Origin of the sequence: Trichloromonas sp., from assembly GCF_034006665.1 — a bacterium.
Lineage (GTDB): Bacteria > Desulfobacterota > Desulfuromonadia > Desulfuromonadales > Trichloromonadaceae > Trichloromonas.
In genome coordinates this window covers 1-18,688 of record NZ_JAVESI010000057.1, presented here as the reverse complement: position 1 = coordinate 18,688, position 18,688 = coordinate 1, and the positions used below count along the sequence as shown (strand labels likewise).

Below are 18,688 nucleotides of genomic sequence, written 5' to 3'. Positions count from 1 at the left end.
TGTGAAGGATCTCCTCCCGGAACAGATGCGCCCAAGAGGATTCCAGGAGGGCGAGCCGTTTCGGGCCGAGATGCTCAAAGGGATGGAACAAGTCGACCTGTTTGTGGTCTTTGACGTGAATCATGGTAGCCCCTCGCAAAGCATTGGAATAGTTGAGGAATATACCATAGGTCGCGTCCCGGCGCAAGAAAAAAATTGCAAATAATCTAATGATTTAAGCTATTTATCGGACCTTCTCTTTTCGCGAGGGCATCAGTGTTGGGGGCTTTTTATTTAATATTACCAGTCTTTAACCCTGATGCAATCGCGGGGGAAAACCCCGTCGGGCAGCGTAATCTAAATTTGTGCCCAAGAAACCGGTTTCGCTACAGTTGATAGTGATCTTAGGGGTTTAGGTAGGTGACAAGGGCTGATTCGTCCCGCAAAAGTGTGTTTTGTGAATTATGATTTCGTCGCTTGCTTCCTCCCCGTGAAAGAGCGGATAATTTCTTCATTCAACCGCTTTCGGGGAGGTCGGCATGCCGCGTAATTACCTGTACGACAACACCAAATTTCTGATGATTTTCCTGGTCGTCTTCGGGCATCTGCTCGAACCGTCGGCGGGGCAGGGGGGGCTGGTCCGGGCGCTGTACCTGAGCATCTACTCCTTTCACATGCCGGTCTTCGTGCTGCTGTGCGGTCTGTTGACCAAGCCCGATCCGCAGGGGGATCCGTCGGCAAAAATCATCCAGTCGCTGCTCGTCCCTTTTCTCGCCTTCACCCTGCTCTATGAACTCTTCAACCTGCTGACCACGGGGCGTATCAGCCATTACAGTACCGGTTTGCAGCCCTACTGGCTGCTCTGGTTTCTGCTCAGTCTCTTCTGCTGGCGGGTCTTCGCGCCCTTTTTCATGAAACTGAAATACCCCCTGCCCATCGCCTTCGCCCTGGCGCTGGCGGCGGGCTATTCCGATCAGATCGGCTATTTTCTCGGTTTGTCACGCACCTTGTTTTTCTTCCCCTTTTTCCTGATCGGCCAGCGGATGGTCGTTTCCGGTTTCGATGTCGCGGCCTGGCGGCAACGGCTGCCCCGTTATCTCCCCGTCGCCGTCGTCGCCGGAAACGTTCTTTTCTTCCTCCTCGCTAGCGATTTTTCGGCGCGCTGGCTTTTTGGCAGTGTCTCCTACGCCACCCTCGGGGTGGAGACCTTCGGCGTCTTCGCGCGCCTTGGCGTCTATGCCCTCTCCCTGACCACGGCCGGCGCGGTGTTGTTGCTCATCCCCCAAGAGCAGACCTGGATGTCGGAGCGGGGGGCGAACTCCCTGCATGTCTACGCTTGGCACGGATTTGTGGTGAAATTTCTGGCGCTGTTCGGTGTCTTTGCCTTTGCTGAAAAGATGCCGCAGGCGCTCGGGGTTGTTCTGTGGTTCTTGGTTGCGCTTGGCTTGACCATCGCCCTTTCCGGCCCGGCGACGGCACGTTTTACCCAGAACCGGCTCCTCGACCCTCTCACCCGGCGGCTTCTGCGTGGGGCGGGTTCTTCCGCCACCGGCTGAATCTGGCGGGTTTCTCCTCTCTTCTTTATGCAAAAACAGCGCAACCCGAGTTGCTTCCGCAGCTCGGGTTGCGCCAGGTTTACGCCCTTGTCGGTCGCCGTTTTTTGGGGCCGGGATAGTTGCTGGTCGGTGCTATGCTTTAACGGGATACGCGATCAGGAAAGGAGCGAAAAAACATGAATCAGGCTTTGCTGGTGATCGACATGCTCAACGATTTCGTGCGGGAAGGAGCGGTGCTGGAAGTGCCGGAAACCCGGACGATTCTTCCGGCGCTACGGGCACGCCTGGCCGAGGCGCGGCGGACAGGGGTGCCGGTTCTGTTTCTCTGCGATGCTCACGCTTCCGACGACCGGGAGTTTTCGCGCATGGGCTGGCCGCCCCACGCCTTGCGCGGCAGCGTCGGCGCCCGGGTGATCGACGAACTGGCGCCCCGGCCGGAAGAGCGAATCGTGGAAAAGACCAGTTATTCGGGTTTCGCGGGGACCGCGCTGGATGGAATTCTCAAGGAATTAGGGGTGACGGATCTGGTTTTGACCGGTTGTGTGACCAATATCTGCGTCCTCTACACCGCCGCTGACGCGGTCATGCGCGGCTATCGGGTGACGGTGCCCGTCGACGCCGTGGCCGCACTGGATGAAGCGGACGGCGCCTTTGCTCTGCGGCAGATGGAGCAGGTGCTGGGAGTCAGGGTTCTTCGCTAGGGTGTGGCTGCGAAGAGATCTCTGGCGACGGTTTGGGGCAGATGGGTGGTGCAGCCCTGGCCGCATCCCAGGCGAATGGTGCCGCCATGGGAGGGGACCATCATGGTCGAATAGGGGCCGATTCCGGCTGATCCCTTTGCGGTTCGGGCGTGGACTTGGGAGAGGATTGGAAGAGCTCGCCGACATCCGAGACGACCTTGCCGGGGAGGCCGAAGACGCGCTTGAAGATGCCGATAACCTTTTCCGACACCGAGGTGACGGGAATGACCATGACCTGGGGGGCGTCGCTCTTCCCGGTGATGGCGAAATGGGCGGTGATCAGGGCCTTTTCTTCTCCGGCGAGAAGCCAGCCGGCAAAGGGTATGTTGGTGACGATCTGGTCGACCACCCTGAGCGGCTTGACCCCCAAGACCATGTCCAGGGTCTCCGTGCGCAGATTGAGGCTGCCAACCAGGGAGAGGTTCATCGACGTGCTGTCGATGAAGAGATCTTCGGTGGAAAGGATGCCCTGATCGAGCTTGGCGCTGGCGCGCACCAAGCTGAAGGGCATCCCCTTGGTATCCATGTCGGGGAGATTCAGGGAGAGAATCTGCGAGACGTTGAAGAGGGAAAAAACCTTGGAGAGAATCTGGAATTTGCGCAGCACCCCATCCCGGACCGTGAAGGACATTCCCCCTGTGGAGCTTTCCAGAAAAGGTTTTCCCGCCCGCCCCTCCAGATAGAAATCCCCTTGCAGGACGCCGGTGACCAGCCCTTTTCGCCGCAACATTTCGTGGTAAATGGCCGAAGCGTCGAAATTATCCAGATGTCCGGAGATCTTCAGGAGGGGGGGGCGCCCTAGCGAGGAATCGACGGCAACATGCCCCTGGCACAGTCCTTCGCCGGAGCGGAAACGCAAGGGGAAGATGGTCAACATGCCGTCGCGCAGGCTGATCTCCCCCCGCGCCTCTTCGAAGCGCAGATTGCCCAGTTGTCCGCGATGCGCGGCGGCGGTGATCAGCAGCCGGGTTTTCCTCTTCTCCTTGGCGGGGGGCTCGGCCGGCGTTCCTTCGGGGTGTTGCCAGAGGGCGATGACTTCGTCAATGTTGCCGTAGGGGGCGTCGATGTCGAGCCGCACTTCCGGCACGGCGAAGGTGACCGTGCCCCGAACCGTCGCCTCGGTGCCGCCGTCGAGGCGTACCCGCACCGGATCGAAGAGGAGGCCCTTGCCGTCGATGCGCAGGTGGCCGTTCAGGCGGCGCAGGAAAGCGCGGTCGTTGTGAAAGATGATATCGTCGGCGCGTACCGAGTCCCCCCTGACCTGGATCTCCACCGCCGGTTGACGAAAGTCGGCCACCTTGGCTTCGACATCAAGGGGGGAGCCGCCTAGTTTCAGGGTCAGGTCGCGCGATTCGGCGCCGTTGGGAGAGAGGAGAATTTCGCCGTTGGCCTCGCGAAGATCGGCGATGACCGGGGTCAGATGGACCCCGATCCGGCGCAGCTTGGCGATTCCTGAATGTTTTTCGAGTCTGCCGTTGTCTCCGGAGAGAGTGTAGCGCAGAGCGATCTCACCTTCGGCCCGGAGCTTCTCCAGCAGTGGTACCTGGGAACGGCATTGCCCTAGGTCGAGGGCGGCGATTTCCAGGGCCAGATTGAAGGGTCGTCGCCCCTGGCGGGACAGGTCGCCGGTCAGATGCAGGTCGAGGGGAAGCATATGCAGTTGTCCGGCTGTGAGCAGCAGGTGTTTCGGGGTGATTTCTCCTTGCAGCGATAGGGTCGCCGGTTGACCAAGGGGTTTTTCCACCTGGCCGCGATAGGCGGCGCCAACCTGGGTCAGGTCGGCGGCCAGATCGATGTGCAGCTGCTGCGGGTTGCCCGCGAGGTTGAGCCGCAGGGGGACGGGGCCGAACAGGGTCAAGCCGGGAATTGGCCGAGGAGTGAGTTTCGCCAGCAGTTCCGTGGCTGAAAGCAGGGTTTTCGCCTGTAGTTGCAGCGGAAAGTCCTCTTCCCAGGGTTTCCCCATCATTCCGGAAAAGCTCAAGGGTTCTTTTCCCAGCCGAGCTGTGCCGGCTTCCACCCGCAGTTGCCCGTCCTGCCAAGACAGCTCGGCGGCGAGATCACTCAGGTTGCCGGGCCAGTCCAGGCGCGTGTCGAGATCTTTCAGCAGCAGGCGCGCTTTGAGGGCGTCAAGAAAGGCCGGCATCCGCCCCGGGCCGGGCGTCGGGCCGTCGGTCTCAAGACTCAGGAATTGCAGCGAACCGCCTCTCAACCGTGCCACGGCGGGCCAGGCCTCCTGCAGCGGTCGCAGATTGCGCAGACCCGACAGCGGCAAGGGTGAGCTTTTCAGCGAGGCAACCAGTCGGGGTTGTCCGTCGTGGACGCTCCAGCGTAACGAGCCGCTCGCTTCCAGATCATCGACCCGCAGGGAGAAGGTATTGAAAGACCAGCTCTCTGTGGCATGGCCGAGGATGCCGGCGAGATGCAGCCGTTTGACGGGCAGGGGCGTTTCATAGAGCTGCGGCAGGTGCAGAAGCAGATCCTCGCCGCCGACTTCCAGCCGCAGATCGAGCCCCGAATTGAGCGAGCCGCGGACGGTGCCGTTGAGGGAGAGGGCGCCGCTGGTATCCCACGTCCGGCCGGCGTGGAAGAAACGTTCCAGCAGCGGTTGCGGCGCCAGATGTTCCAAGGTCAGGGCAAGATCGAGCCGGACAGCTTCCCAGCGTTGCGGATCGGCGCTCGGCGTCAGGTTGCCGCGCAGGCCGAAGAGCGCGGACTCTGCCCCTTGCCAATGACGGCCAGAACTTTCCAACGTCACTGCCCCTCCCGGTTTCACTCCGCTTAAGGCGGCTTCCACCCCGGAAAGGAGCAGGTGGACACGCCCCTTGCCGTCGGCCGGGTCTTGCAGCAGGGCGCCGTTGCGCAGACTCAGGGCGTGGATGCGGAGCTGATTGAGGAGGGCGAGGAGGGCTCTTGGATCAATCTTTTCGTGGCCGAAGGGGGGCAGGGTCAGACGTGGCTCGCTCAGGACTATTTCGTTGAAGGTCAAGCGTCCTTGCAGGATCTCGTGGAGATCGGGCTTGACGAGCAGGTGCGCAGCGCTCAGGCTGCCCGGGCGGTCGGGTGCCGGGCCGATGTCGATGCGCGAGAAATCGAGGGCCGCGCCCTTGGCGAAGGAGAGGTGTGCCTGTCCCAGCGTAACAGGGCGTTTCAGGGTGGCGGCCAGGGTTTCTTCCAGCTGGCGGCGATAGTGATCGAGATCGAAGGTGAAGACAAAGATAGCCGCGGCCGCCGCGAGGAGGAGCAGCAGGGTCAGATAGATGGCGAAGGTCGGGTGGCGGCGGAACATGAAAAATCTCGGCTTGGCGGCTAAGGGTCCAGGATTGCGGCGCGGGGAAGTTTAGCCCGCTTCGGCGTGGAAGAAAACCGCTAATCGGCCTGGTGTGGGCTCTTCGGCTCCGAAGGGCTGGAAACCTGCGCGGCTTCCGGCAGAGCGACAAAGAAGGTGCTGCCGGCGCCTGGGGAGCTTTCCGCCCAGATCCGGCCTTGATGACGGAGCACAATCTCCCGCGACAGAGCCAACCCAAGGCCGACACCGCTGGTCCGGCGCCGGTCGGTGTTGTCGACCCGGTAAAATTGGTCGAAAACCCGCTCCAGGTTTTCAGGTTCCAAGCCGATGCCAGAATCCTTGACCCATAGGACAACCTCCTTCCCCCGAGGTTCGGCCCCAAGGACGATTTCTCCGCCCTCGGGAGAGTACTGGAAGGCGTTGGCCAGCAGGTTGTCGAACACCAAGGTGAGATCTTCCGCCTCTCCCCAGAAGGGGCCGGCCTCCGGGGCAATCGCCAGGCGCAATGGGTGACGGGGGGAGGCCTGGGCGTACTTTTTCGCCAGGGGAGCGAGCAGTTTCCAGGGGGTAAGGCGTTCACGGTGGAGGGTTTCCCGCCGCGACTTGAGACGGCCGAGGCGGAGAAAGTTGTCGATCAGCCGGCTGAGGCGTTGTCCTTCCCGCTGCATGGCTTCGAGATAGCCCCGTCGCTCGTTGGCGGTCGTCTCCTGTTCGAGCATGAACTCGGTGAAGCCAAGGAGGGCCGTCAACGGGGTGCGCATTTCGTGGCTGACCGATGAGAGCATCTGGTCTTTGATTTCTTCGAGTTCCCGGTTTTCGGTGATGTCGATAGCAATTTCCAGGCGGACCAAGCGGCCGTCGGACCAGGGGATGGCTTTGTCGATGCACTGGTACCAGCGCTGGTTGCGAGTGTTGCGGAAGACCCAGGTATAGGGGGTGCGGGCCTGGCCGCTCGACTCCAGGTGAGTGTTGGTGCAGAAGCCGCAAGGCCCCGGCTGGCTGGTCTGCAACACCTCGAAACAGTTCTTTCCTTGCCATTCGCGGGTTCCGGACAGCTCTTCGCCGAGGCGATTGAGATGGAGGAGTTCGTGGGTTTCCAAGTCGGCGACGTAGACGATGGCGTTGAGGGAGTCGAAGATGGTGCGGATTTCCTCAAACTGGGTACCGAGGGCGCGGGTATGACGACGAACCAGCAGATAGAGCAGGGCGGAGGTAGCGAGAACGTAAAACCAGCCCTTGTAGGTTTGCAGGCGGGTCGCCAGGTGCGGGTCCGCGACCAAGACCGCGAGCGCCCGATCCGAGAGAAGAATCCAGGCAGCACCGATGGCCGTGTAGATGCCGGCGATTTTTAGTGGAATCCGGCGGCTTTGGCGGCGGCTTATGGAATTACGATACATCCGCTATCTTTCACAGGTCAGATGCCCGCTCCATTCCGGCGCGGTGGCGTAAGGGGCAAGGGGCGTTCTCCCCTCGAATGTGACTTAGGCATTGGGCCAATTCTTCGGGAAGCGGGCTCTCGACCACGACATCCAGTCCACCGAAGGGGTCGGGTAGCGCCAGCAGCCGGCAGTGCAGAAAGAGCCGCTTAAGTTCCGGCGACGTCGGGCCGCCGTAGCGCCGGTCGCCGGCCAGGGGATGACCGGCGGCAGCCAGCTGCTGCCGGATCTGGTGAGTGCGGCCGCTGAGCAACTCCAGTTCGACTAAGGTGAATGCGCCGAAGGTCGTAAGATTCCGGAAGAGCGTGGCCGACTCCTTGAACTTGCCCTTGGCGCGCACCGGGCTCTCCAGTTTCCCGGTGCCGACCAGTTTCCCGGCGACTAGGGCCAGGTAGATTTTGCGTGCGGCGCCGTCCATGAAGAGTCGGCCGAGGCAGCCGGCGGCTTGGCGCCCCTTGGCGAGAAGAACCGGCCCCGAAGTTTCCAGGTCGAGGCGATGCACCGGCGCCACCGAATAGGGGGTACGGCGCTCTCTCAACAGAGCCTGGATGCGGCCGAGCAGATGGTCTTCCTCGTGCCCCCGGCTGCCGTGCACGGCGAGTCCGGCGGGTTTTTCAACGATCAACATCTCCCGGGTCTCGTATAGAATAGCCGGTGCCGGAGGGAGGGCAAGCAGTTGTCGCAGTCGGGTGCTTTCCGGCAGGATGATGCGCTCGCCGGGCTTCAGGTCGTCGCTTTCGTCGAGGGGAATCCCCGCGCGGCGCAGCCGGCCCTTACGCAGCAGTTGGCGCAGATAGGCGCGCGGCACGCCCGGAAGGCGATCCGTCAGAAATTCCAGCGGCTTATTCGAGTCTGTGGAGAGAACCTGCCATTCGATCATGCTTCGAATCATACCTTCGGAGACGGATTAAAGGCAACCGGATAAAATCTTTACATGCCGCTGGCCCCTTGATAACATGCCCTGTTATCGGTTTTTTCGGCCGTTCGGCTCAGGAGTCGTCTCTTCCCATCCATGAAGATCAAGCGGGTAGAAATCCAGGGGTTCAAATCCTTCGTCGATCGGGTTGCCCTCGATTTCGAGTCGGGAATCACCGCGATCCTTGGCCCCAACGGTTGCGGCAAGAGCAATATCGTCGACGCCATCCGCTGGGCGATGGGGGAGCAGAACGCCAAAAACCTGCGCGGCCGCGCCATGGAGGACGTGATCTTCGGCGGCAGCGAATCGCGCCGGCCCCTGGGCATGGCCGAGGTCTCCATGATCTTCGTCAACGACGACGGCCAAGCTCCCGCCGCTTACCGCCAGTACGCGGAAATCATGGTCACCCGCCGGCTCTTCCGCAACGGCGACAGCGAATATCTGATCAACAAGATCCCCTGCCGCCTGCTTGACATCTCCGAACTCTTCATGGATACCGGGATCGGCGCTCGCGCCTACTCGATCATCGAGCAGGGCAAGATCGGCATGATCCTCAACGCCAAGCCCGAGGATCGCCGCTTTCTCATCGAGGAGGCGGCTGGAGTCACCAAATACAAATCCCGCAAGAAAGCCGCTCTGCGCAAGATCGAGGCGACCCGCCAGAACCTGTTGCGGCTGGGGGACATCGTTGCCGAGGTGCGTCGGCAGACGGCGAGCCTTAAGCGCCAGGCGCAGAAGGCCGAGCGCTTTCGCACCCTGCGGGAGGAACTCAAGGGGATCGAGGTGGAGTTGGCCCGTCGGCGCTTCGCCGAACTGGGTGTAGCCATCGAAACCTCCGGGGCGCGGGATGGGGAGGAACGCCGGAAGCTGGCCACCCTGGCGACGCGCTTGGAGCGCGACGAGCAGACCCTGGACGAGGCCCGCCTGGCTCAGGGGGAAGAAGAGCGGGTGGTCGCTCGTCTGCAGGAGCAGGTCTTTCTTCTCGCCGCGGAACTGGAAAAGGTTGCCGGACGGCTCTCTCTGGCTGCCCGCGAGGGGGAGAGCCTGGCTCGCCGCCGCGAGCAGTGGCATGCCGAAGAAGAAGAGGTGACGCGGCGTCTGTCCGAGGCCGACGGCGAGGAGGAACGCCTCAGGCAGACCCGCGAAGACCTGGGTGGGGATCTGGAACGGGAGTCGCGGCATCTGGCCGAGGGCGAGGTCGCCTTGGCCGAACTTGCTCAGCGGGACGAGGATCTGGAGGCGGCGCAGCAGGAAACCCGCCAGCTTCTCTACCGGCTGCTGACCGAGCTTTCCCAGCTGAGTGCCGGGCAGCAGGAGGTTGAGCGTCGCCGCCGTCAGCTCGAAGAACGCAAATCCCGACAACGTGGGGAGACGGTGCGTTTGCGGGAACAGTTCGGCGAGGCCGAATCCCTCATCGCCGAGATGGCTACGTCCCTCGCCGCCCTCCGTGCCGCCCATGAAGCCCTGGGCGCGGAACAGGAGCGGTTGCGTGACGCCGTCGCCCGCTTGCGGGAAGAGCGGGAGGAGAACGAGTCAGTCCTCGCCCGGCACCGCGAGGAACTCGGGCGCAACCGTTCCCGGCTTCTCTCCCTGCGCCAGCTGGAGCAGGATCTGGAAGGTTACGGCGGCGGGGTCAAGGCGCTTCTGGCCCACGCTGAGTGGCGTGACTGTTTCTCCGGCGTGGTCGCCGATCACCTCGAAGCTCCGGCCCATTTGGAAACGGCTCTGGAAGCGGTTCTCGGCGAGCGTTTGCAGGCCCTGGTCGTCCCCGATCGCGCGACCGCCGTCGCTGCCGCCGCCTTTCTCGGCGGCCGGGACGGCCGCGCGACCTTCCACTGGCCCGGGTGGCAAGCGGCCTCAGCGGTGATTCCCGCCGGTGCTCGGCCGCTGGCGGAACTGGTCCGCCCCCGGCCGGGAAGCGAGCCTCTGGTTCACGCCCTGCTTGCCGGTTGCGGCCAGGTGCCGAGTCTGGAGCCCTATTCGGGAGAGTCCCTGCCCGCGGGAACGCTGCTGGTCACCGAGGCTGGCGAACTGTTGAGCTGGCGCGGGGAATTCACCGGCGGCGGCCGCCAGGGGTTGGGACAGGGGCTGCTGCACAAAAAACGGGAAATGAAGGAACTAGCCGTGCGGGTTGAATCCCAAGAGGAGTGCCTCTCTGCCCTCGAAGGGGAGCGGGAGCACTTGCGTGAGGCCCTGCGCGAGAGTGAGGAGCGGCTGCGCGAGGTCGACGGTGCCCGGCACGGGCAGGCCCTCAAGGTCAAGGACAGCGAAAAGGATCTGCAGCGTCTGGAAGAGACCCGTGCCCGCCTGGACGAACGTCTGGAGGTACTGGTCCTCGAAGACGAACAGCTGCACGGCGAAGAGCGCGAGCTTGACCGGCGTCTGGAAGAGACCTTGAACGCCCGCGGGGATCTGGAAGGACAGCGTCTGGAGCACGAGGATGCCCTCGCCCGGATTCAGGAAGAGACTCAGATCCTGCGCCGGGAAATCGCCGTGGTGCGCGACCGGGTGACGGCTCTCAAGGTGGCGGTTGCCGGCCTGCGCGAACGTGAGGATGGTCACCGGGCGGAGGTGGCGCGCCTGGCGCGCCTGCGTCGGGATTTGCAGGGCCGGCGTACGTTGATCGCCGAGCACTGCCGCGAGGCACAGGCGGAAGAGGCACGTCTGGAGGGCGAAAGCGCACGACTGAAGATCGAGCAGGAAGTGCTGACCAAACGCCACGGCGAGGATCATGCGCGTCTGGCTGAGGTTCGGGAGCGCTTCGCCCTGACCCAGGAAAAACTGGAAGAACGGCAGGAGAGTCTTCGCCGTCTGCGCGAAGAGATCGATACCCTGCGCGAGGCCCATGGCGCCGGGCAGCTGCGGCTGCGGGAACTGGCTTTGGAAGCGGAACATCTCCATGCCACCGTCCTTGAACGCTATCGGGTCGATTTGCGCGACGACGCCTTGCCGGCGGCTGAGTTCGACGCGGATTCGGCGCAAGGGCGTCTGGAGGATCTGCGTCAGGCCATTGACGGGATCGGCGAGGTCAATCTTACCGCCATCGAGGAATATCGCGAACTGGACGAGCGGGGGCGGTTCCTTCAGGAGCAGCAGGAGGATCTGCGCCAGTCCCTGGAGGGACTCCAGACCGCTATCGGCAAGATCAACCGCACCACCCGCAAGCGTTTTCGCGAGACCTTCGATCTGGTCAATGACAAGTTCCGGGAAATCTTTCCCCGCCTTTTTCGCGGGGGCCAGGGAGAGCTGCGGCTGACCGACGAAAGCGACCTGCTGGAGACCGGGATCGAGATCATCGTCCAGCCGCCGGGCAAGAAGCTGCAGAACGTCAGCCTTCTTTCCGGGGGGGAAAAGGCGCTCACGGCGGTGGCGCTGATCTTTTCCATCTTCCTGATCAAGCCTTCCCCTTTCTGCATGCTCGACGAGGTGGATGCCCCCCTGGACGACGCCAACATCGGCCGTTTCAACGAAATGATCAAGGAGATGTCGCAGGTTTCCCAGTTTATCATCATTACCCACAGCAAGCGGACCATGGAGGTTGCCGACACCCTCTACGGCGTGACCATGGAGGAGCCGGGGGTTTCCAAGCTGGTTTCGGTGCGTTTTCACGAATTCGAGGAGGCCTATGGCCTTTAAGGTGATTCTCGGGGATCTGGTTGCGGCGGTGCCCGACGCCGGCGGGGCGATCCTCGCCGACTGGGAAGGCGAGGCGGTTGATCAGGTTGCGTGTATGGATGACTACGAGCTCAAGGTGATCGGTGCCCACAAGGGGGTGATTCTCAACCAGCTTCGCGATCTGGTGCGACGCCTCGAAGGGGCCGATCCTCGGGAGATCATCATCACCACGGACCGTATGGAGATCCTCATCCTGCCGGTGACTTCGGACTATTTTCTGGTCTTGACCCTGGCGCGGGGGCAGGCCTTGGGGCGGGCGCTTTTCGAGGCGCGCCGCTGTGTCGCGCGTTTGATCAGGGAGATCGGCTGAGCGCCCTCATGGCCGCTGTTTAGCCGTCTTCCGGGAGTGAATTGACTATGGATCAGTTTTCCAAGCTGCTGAAGGATTATCTCGCCCAACTCGGAGAGTTGCTCACCCTGTGGGTGCAAACCGTCGCCCCGCTTCTCGGAGAGCTGGGGGTGCCGGAAGTCTATCGTGAAGTCGGGGCGCTCGGACTTCTCTACCTGCTGGTCACTCTGGCGGTGGCGTTTTTTATCCTGTTGTTGCTGCGGATCGGGAGGCGCAAACGGCCCCTTCCTTCACGCCGTGCGGAAGTCGCGCCGGAAGAAGAAGCCGAAAGGGCGGCCGAGGAAGCACCGGTTCTTCCGGCCGAAGTTCCGCCGGCACCGGCTCCGAATCTTTTTGAGCGGATGCGCGCCGGACTGGCGAAGACTCAGGGCGCCTTGGTCGGCCGTCTCGATAGTCTGCTCAGCGGACGGCGGGTGGACGACGAACTCCTCGATGATCTGGAGGAGTTGCTCATCACCGCCGACTTCGGTATGGCCACCACCCGCGATGTCATCCAGTCGCTCCGCTTTCGGGTGGCGCGGGGGGAAATGTCCCCCGCAGCCCTGCGTACAGCCTTGCGCGAGGAACTGCGCGAACGCCTCAGGCTGGAGGCCGGCACCCTCGACCTGGAGCGGACCCAGCCCTTTGTGATCATGGTGGTCGGCGTCAACGGCGTCGGCAAGACCACTACCATCGGCAAACTGGCTCGGCAGTTCACCGCCCAGGGCAAGCGTGTCGTTCTTGGTGCCGGCGACACCTTTCGCGCCGCTGCCGCCGAGCAGTTGGCGATCTGGGGAGAGCGGGCCGGGGTCGAGGTGATCCGTCACGGCGAAGGGGCCGATCCGGCCGCCGTGGCCTTCGACAGCGCCAAAGCCGCCTTGGCGCGCAAGGCCGAGGTGATGATTCTCGATACCGCCGGTCGACTGCATACCAAAGTCAATCTCATGGAAGAGATGAAAAAAATTCGTCGGGTGCTCGCTCGGGAGATCCCCGGCGCTCCGCACGAAACTCTGCTGGTGCTTGACGCCACCACTGGTCAGAACGCCCTGACCCAGGCGCGGCTCTTCAAGGAGGCGGTGGAGGTTTCGGGGATCGCTCTGACCAAGCTTGACGGCACCGCCAAGGGGGGGATGGTGGTCGCCATCGGTGCCGAACTGGGTCTGCCGGTGCGTTATGTGGGGATCGGCGAGGGGGTCGACGATCTGCGACCCTTCGACCCCGATCTCTTCGTCGACGCACTGTTTCGGGAACCCTGAAAAATCTTGACTTTGCCCGGCCCTTTTTCTAATATTTTCATTCGAACTGGAGAGTTTCACGATGGCATCCGAGACCCTGGAGCTGGTCGCCCGGCTCGAAGAAAAGCTGACCCAATTGCTTGACCGGCACCAGGAGCTGGTCCGGCGCATGCAAGAGCTTGAACGGGAAAATCAGGCGCTGCGGGATGAACGGCAGGTTTTCCGTGAGGAAATCGATCGGATTATCGGTCGGTTGGACCTTCTCGACGAGGAGGTTCTTTGAAGCAGTCGGTGGAGGTCACGATCCTCGGTCAACCCTACGTGATTAGAAGCGCCGAGCCGGTTGAGGAAGTGAGACGGGTCGCCGCTTACGTTAATGACCGCTTGACCGAAGTGACGACCGCGAGTCGTTCCGCCGACACCCTGGCTGCGGCTATTCTGACGCTGATGAATGTTTCGGGACACCTGCTCCGGCAACAGGAACTGGTTGCTCGCGAGGGCGACGAGGGGATCAATCGACGCCTGCGGGTGATGCTGGAACAACTGGAGGATTTCTCCTTCGGACAATAGATCGGGCGGTCATCCGACACGACCTTGAACCGAAACCGGCAAGGGTCGCGCGGCTTCTTGAATAATCATCTCCCTGCTGGAGATGCGACATCGAAATGGCGGTACCCCTTGGGTCGCGGCCGGTCCGCGACGGTTAACCGGTTTGGTTTTCAGCCTCGGCTTTGTTTCATAGTTATCGTAGCTTTCGTAGGGTTTTAGCGGGGCCTGGGGAGTTTTCTTTGCGCTCCCGGCTCAAGGAGTTTCGCCGATAAGATTTTCGCGGTTCCGACTTCCGATGATGGGGGTATGCCTCCTTTTCCGCCCGCCCTGTTTACGATGCTTCGTGGTTGATCTTTTCCTGAACCCCGCCTGCCTGCCTTCCGTGTCTCTCCTCCAGGGCTCCCGAACGGAGTACTCTGGCCATGCCCAAACAATCCTTACGTTCCGCCATGTTGGCGCGGCGGCGGAATATATCGGCGTCTGACCGCGCCGCCTGGGGTGACGCTGCCCAAACTGGGTTGCTGAGTTCTCCGGAATATGCCGCCGCGACCGTTTTGGCGCTGTACAGCCCGGTCCACGACGAGGTTCCGACCTCCGGAATTTTTCATGCCGCCCGTACAGGGGGGAAGCGGCTGGTCTATCCCCGGGTCGTCGGCGGCGACCTGGAATTCGTCGAGGTCTCCGACTTGGGCGAGCTACGCCTAGGTCGTTTCGGCATTCCCGAGCCTACCGGCGATAACATTCTGCCCCTTGCGGCCGTCGACCTGATGGTCATCCCCGGGGTCGCCTACGACCTGGAAGGTTTTCGACTGGGTTACGGAAAGGGATGTTACGACCGCCTACTCCAGGGCCTGAAGATGAGGCCCCGGCGTGTCGGTTTCTGTTACGAATTGCAGCTGCTGGACTCTCTGCCCGTGGAGAATCATGACATTGCCATGCATCTGCTGATCACCGAATCCCGGATTCTGCGTTTTGGTCTCCCCTAGCAGGCTGCCGCGGCTTTCGGGGGGGATTCCCTGACCACCTCATTTAGGAGGATACCGTTTTGTCCATAGAAATCGCATTGTTGTTGATCCTCATCGCGCTCGCCGGAGGTGCCTTCGGCGGCTCGCTGCTGCGTCGTAAATTTATTGAATCCCGCCTTGCCGGAGCCGAACTGACCGCCGAACAGATTATCGACGAGGCGCGGAAAAACGCCGACAGTATCAAAAAGGAAGCGTTGATCCAGGCCAAGGACGCGGTTCTGGAAGCCAAGGCCGAGTGGGAGAAAGAAGCCCGGGAGTTGCGCCGGGAAATCCAGGCCCAGGAAAAGCGTCTGCTGCAACGGGAAGAGCATCTGGATCGCAAGAGCCTTCAACTCGACGGCCGGGAAGAAGAACTTTCCCAGCGGGAGCGGGCGCTGCCGCTGCTGGAAGACAAGGTCCGTGCCCGGGAGAGGGAGGCGGAAGATCTGGTCGCCCAGCAGGCCGAGCGGCTGGAGAAGATTTCCGGCATGACCGCCGAGGAGGCGAAACAGACCATCATCGCCGGCATGGAGAGCGAAGCGCGTCACGATGCCGCCAAGCGCATCAAGCAGATCGAGGATGAGGCCAAGGAGATCGCCGATAAGAAGGCCAAGGAGATCCTGGCCTTGGCTATTCAGCGCTACGCCGGGGACTATGTGGCGGAAAAGGCGGTCAGTGTGGTTCCGCTGCCGACGGACGAGATGAAGGGTCGCATCATTGGGCGGGAAGGGCGCAACATTCGCGCCATCGAGGCGGCTACCGGGATTGATCTCATTATCGATGACACTCCCGAGGCGGTGATCATTTCCGGCTTTAACCCGGTACGCCGAGAAGTCGCCCGGCTGACCCTGGAACGACTGGTGGCTGACGGCCGCATTCACCCGGCGCGTATCGAGGAGGTCGTGGCCAAGGCCGAACAGGAGGTGGATGACGCCATCCGCGAGGCGGGGGAGCAGGCGACTTTCGACGTCGGTGTGCACGGAATTCATCCCGAGATCATCAAGCTCATTGGCCGATTGCGCTATCGCACCTCCTATGGACAGAATGTCCTGCAGCATTCGCTGGAGGTCGCCTTCCTCTGCGGCATCATGGCGAGCGAACTGGGGGTCAACGTGAAGCAGGCCAAGCGCGCCGGTCTGCTCCACGATATCGGCAAGGCTGTGGACCACGAAGTCGAAGGTTCCCATGCGGTCATCGGTGCTGATCTCGCCCGCAAATACGGCGAATCCCCCAAGATCGTTCATGCCATCGCCGCCCATCACGAAGATGAGAAGCCCGAAAGTATCCTCGCGGTTTTGGTTCAGGCCGCCGATGCCCTCTCCGGAGCCCGTCCCGGTGCCCGTCGCGAGATGCTCGAAACCTACGTCAAGCGACTCGAAGATTTGGAGCGCATCGGCACTTCCTTCTCCGGCGTTTCCAGTTGCTACGCCATTCAGGCAGGGCGCGAAATCCGGGTCATGGTATCGAGCGAGGACGTTTCCGATGCCCAGTCCTATGTGCTGGCCAAGGACATCGCCCGCAAGATCGAAGCCGAGATGACCTATCCGGGGCAGATCAAGGTGAACGTCATCCGCGAAACCCGGGCCACCGAATACGCCAAATAGCGCGCCTTGTCTTGAGTTGGCGCTTGCATCTGGAGTTCCTTTGAAAATCCTCTTTATCGGAGATATCGTCGGCCGCGCCGGACGCCTGGCTCTGTCCAGTCGTCTCGGGCGGCTCGTGGACCGGCACCAGATCGACTTGGTGGTGGCCAATGGTGAAAATGCCGCTGCCGGATTCGGTCTGACCGCCGATCTGGCCCGGGAGCTGTACGATCTCGGTGTCGACGTGTTGACCTCGGGTAATCATATCTGGGACAAGAAGGAGCTCTATCCCTATCTGCAAAGCCAGAAACGACTGCTTCGCCCGGCCAATTATCCCGCCGGAGCACCTGGCCGGGGACATGGGGTCTTTACCACCAGCGCCGGTATCCCCGTGGGGATTCTCAACCTCGAAGGCCGGGTGTTCATGAATAATCTGGAATGCCCCTTTCGTGTTGCCGATGCGTTGGTCGAGGAATTGCGCCGGCAGACGTCGATCATTTTCGTCGATTTTCATGCCGAGGCGACCAGTGAAAAGGCGGCGATGGGGTGTTATCTCGACGGCCGGGTCTCGGCCGTGGTCGGTACCCACACCCATGTGCCTACCGCCGATGAGCGTATTCTCCCCGGCGGGACCGCTTACATGACCGATGTCGGCATGACCGGTAGCCGCGATTCGGTTATCGGCATCCGCAAGGAGCTGGCGGTGGAAAGGTTTCTCTCTCTTTTGCCGGTGCGTTTCGAGGTGGCGAAGAAGGATTCCGTGGTTTGTGCCGTGGTCGTGACCATCAATGAGAAAACCGGTCATGCCGTCGCCATCGAACGCGTGCTTGAAGAGCTCGCTGACTAACCTAAGAAGGGCATAATCATGATGTTGTCGGTTCAGGAACAGATGGCTGTTATCCGGCGCGGGGCGGTGGAGGTTCTCGTCGAGGCGGAGTTGGAGGAAAAGATCGCGCAATCGGTGAAGACCGGCGTTCCTTTGAAAATCAAGGCAGGGTTCGATCCGACCGCTCCCGATCTGCATGTCGGACACACGGTCTTGATCCAGAAGCTCAAACAGTTTCAGGATCTGGGCCACCATGTCTGTTTCCTGATCGGCGACTTCACCGGCATGATCGGTGACCCGACCGGGAAGAACGAAACCCGTAAGGCTCTGACCCGTGAGCAGGTGCTTGCCAATGCCGAGACCTACAAGGAGCAGGTCTTCAAAATTCTCGACCCCGGCAAGACCGAAGTCGTTTTCAACAGCAGCTGGATGGGGCCGATGTCCGCCGCCGGCCTCATCGCTCTGGCCTCCCGCTATACGGTGGCGCGCATGCTCGAGCGGGACGACTTCCACAAGCGCTTCGCCGGACAGCAACCGATCGCGATCCATGAATTCCTCTACCCGCTGGTGCAGGGCTACGACTCGGTCGCCCTGAAGTCCGATGTGGAACTGGGCGGCACCGATCAGAAGTTCAACTTGCTGGTCGGGCGCGAGCTGCAACGGCAGGAAGGGCAGCGTCCCCAGTCGGTGTTGACTATGCCGCTGCTCGAAGGCCTCGACGGCGTCAACAAGATGAGCAAATCCCTGGGGAACTACATCGGCATCACCGAACCGCCCAAGGAGATTTTCGGCAAGGTGATGAGCATTACTGATGAGCTGATGGTGCGCTACTATGAACTGCTTTCTGACGTCGATCTCGCCGCCTTGCAGAAGGTCAAGGACGGCGTCGCCGGCCGCCCCGACGGCGCTCACCCCATGGAGAGCAAGAAGGCGCTGGCGCGGGAACTCGTGGCGCGTTTCCACGGTTCCGCCGAGTCCCGGCAGGCCGAGGAGGATTTTGTCCAGCAGTTCAAGCAGAAGGAAATTCCCGACGACATCGAAGTGATCAGTCTGGCCGCCTCCGGCCCCCTGTGGATCTGCAAGCTGCTGACCGACACCGGCCTGACCAAATCCAACGGTGAAGCCCGCCGTCTCATTCAACAGGGGGGGGTGAAGATCGATGGGGAAAAGGTCGAGAACCCCGACCTAGAAATCGACGATCATCAGGCTCTGGTGCTGCAGGCTGGGAAGCGCAGGTTCGCCCGCATCGAATTTGTAACGAAATAAAATGCCGGGGGGACGAAATCGCCCTTGACAGAAAATTCTGGATTGGGTATAAACGGCCTCCGTTGTCGAAAGGTGCCAGACGGCAGATGAGTAGAGCAACGCCAAGAAGAAAAAGTTGAAAAAAGAGATTGACAGGCAGGGTTGGTTTTGATACTTTCTCGCTCCTGTGCCAAGCAAAAAAACGCAGCAATCTGGTCTTTGAAAACTAAATAGCAGACGCTTGAAAGATGGTTTGCGGGCAAGTCAAACCAAAGCAGAAACAATGAGAAAACAGAATCAACTTATACAGTTTAAACAACTGGAGAGTTT

Annotated in this window: 14 protein-coding genes; 11 read left to right on the top strand and 3 right to left on the bottom strand. The window is 61.5% G+C overall.

Going from position 1 to position 18,688, the window contains the following annotated elements; all coding sequences use genetic code 11:
* The first annotated feature begins 518 nt into the window (after positions 1 to 518).
* Positions 519 to 1,535 carry an acyltransferase family protein gene (locus RBR25_RS15945; protein ID WP_432820543.1) on the top strand — a complete coding sequence of 339 codons (1,017 nt, stop codon included), beginning with the start codon at positions 519 to 521 and terminating at the stop codon, positions 1,533 to 1,535.
* 176 nt (positions 1,536 to 1,711) lie between these two features.
* On the top strand, positions 1,712 to 2,236 hold the full coding sequence (locus RBR25_RS15940; RefSeq protein ID WP_432820542.1) for a cysteine hydrolase family protein: 525 nt from the start codon (positions 1,712 to 1,714) through the stop codon (positions 2,234 to 2,236).
* A gap of 100 nt (positions 2,237 to 2,336) precedes the next feature.
* On the opposite strand, the gene RBR25_RS15935 is transcribed toward RBR25_RS15940, so the two are convergent.
* From RBR25_RS15935 to RBR25_RS15925, 3 genes are all read right to left on the bottom strand, one after another.
* Entirely contained in the window at positions 2,337 to 5,561 is a 3,225-nt protein-coding gene (locus RBR25_RS15935; protein WP_432820541.1) for a YhdP family protein, read from the bottom strand.
* Positions 5,562 to 5,641: 80 nt separating this feature from the next.
* Complete coding sequence (locus RBR25_RS15930; protein WP_432820540.1) at positions 5,642 to 6,958, bottom strand: ATP-binding protein; 1,317 nt, start codon at positions 6,956 to 6,958, stop codon at positions 5,642 to 5,644.
* Between the two features lie 10 nt (positions 6,959 to 6,968).
* Positions 6,969 to 7,877, bottom strand: a complete 909-nt coding sequence (locus RBR25_RS15925; RefSeq protein ID WP_432820539.1) for an RluA family pseudouridine synthase — start codon at positions 7,875 to 7,877, stop codon at positions 6,969 to 6,971.
* Positions 7,878 to 8,009: 132 nt separating this feature from the next.
* Here RBR25_RS15925 and smc point away from each other — a divergent pair, with 132 nt between their 5' ends.
* The 9 genes from smc (at position 8,010) to tyrS (ending at position 18,379) form a co-directional block, all read left to right on the top strand.
* A complete protein-coding gene (gene smc, locus RBR25_RS15920; RefSeq protein ID WP_432820538.1) occupies positions 8,010 to 11,549 on the top strand; it encodes a chromosome segregation protein SMC in 3,540 nt (1,179 codons plus the stop codon).
* On the top strand, positions 11,539 to 11,898 hold the full coding sequence (locus tag RBR25_RS15915; RefSeq protein ID WP_432820537.1) for a roadblock/LC7 domain-containing protein: 360 nt from the start codon (positions 11,539 to 11,541) through the stop codon (positions 11,896 to 11,898). The genes smc and RBR25_RS15915 overlap by 11 nt, the downstream gene beginning before the upstream one ends.
* A 47-nt stretch (positions 11,899 to 11,945) precedes the next feature.
* On the top strand, positions 11,946 to 13,172 hold the full coding sequence (gene ftsY / locus RBR25_RS15910) for a signal recognition particle-docking protein FtsY (protein ID WP_432820536.1): 1,227 nt from the start codon (positions 11,946 to 11,948) through the stop codon (positions 13,170 to 13,172).
* A gap of 61 nt (positions 13,173 to 13,233) precedes the next feature.
* Complete coding sequence (locus RBR25_RS15905; RefSeq protein WP_432820535.1) at positions 13,234 to 13,434, top strand: cell division protein ZapB; 201 nt, start codon at positions 13,234 to 13,236, stop codon at positions 13,432 to 13,434.
* Entirely contained in the window at positions 13,431 to 13,721 is a 291-nt protein-coding gene (locus tag RBR25_RS15900) for a cell division protein ZapA (RefSeq protein WP_432820534.1), read from the top strand. The genes RBR25_RS15905 and RBR25_RS15900 overlap by 4 nt, the downstream gene beginning before the upstream one ends.
* Positions 13,722 to 14,122: 401 nt before the next feature.
* Positions 14,123 to 14,686 carry a 5-formyltetrahydrofolate cyclo-ligase gene (locus RBR25_RS15895; RefSeq protein WP_432820533.1) on the top strand — a complete coding sequence of 188 codons (564 nt, stop codon included), beginning with the start codon at positions 14,123 to 14,125 and terminating at the stop codon, positions 14,684 to 14,686.
* Between the two features lie 59 nt (positions 14,687 to 14,745).
* Positions 14,746 to 16,308: a ribonuclease Y gene (gene rny, locus RBR25_RS15890; RefSeq protein WP_432820532.1), complete on the top strand. Its 1,563-nt coding sequence runs from the start codon at positions 14,746 to 14,748 to the stop codon at positions 16,306 to 16,308.
* Between the two features lie 40 nt (positions 16,309 to 16,348).
* Positions 16,349 to 17,134: a TIGR00282 family metallophosphoesterase gene (locus RBR25_RS15885; RefSeq protein ID WP_432820531.1), complete on the top strand. Its 786-nt coding sequence runs from the start codon at positions 16,349 to 16,351 to the stop codon at positions 17,132 to 17,134.
* A gap of 24 nt (positions 17,135 to 17,158) precedes the next feature.
* Positions 17,159 to 18,379, top strand: coding sequence for a tyrosine--tRNA ligase (tyrS, locus tag RBR25_RS15880; RefSeq protein WP_432820544.1), 1,221 nt, complete (start codon positions 17,159 to 17,161; stop codon positions 18,377 to 18,379).
* Positions 18,380 to 18,688 lie beyond the last annotated feature (309 nt).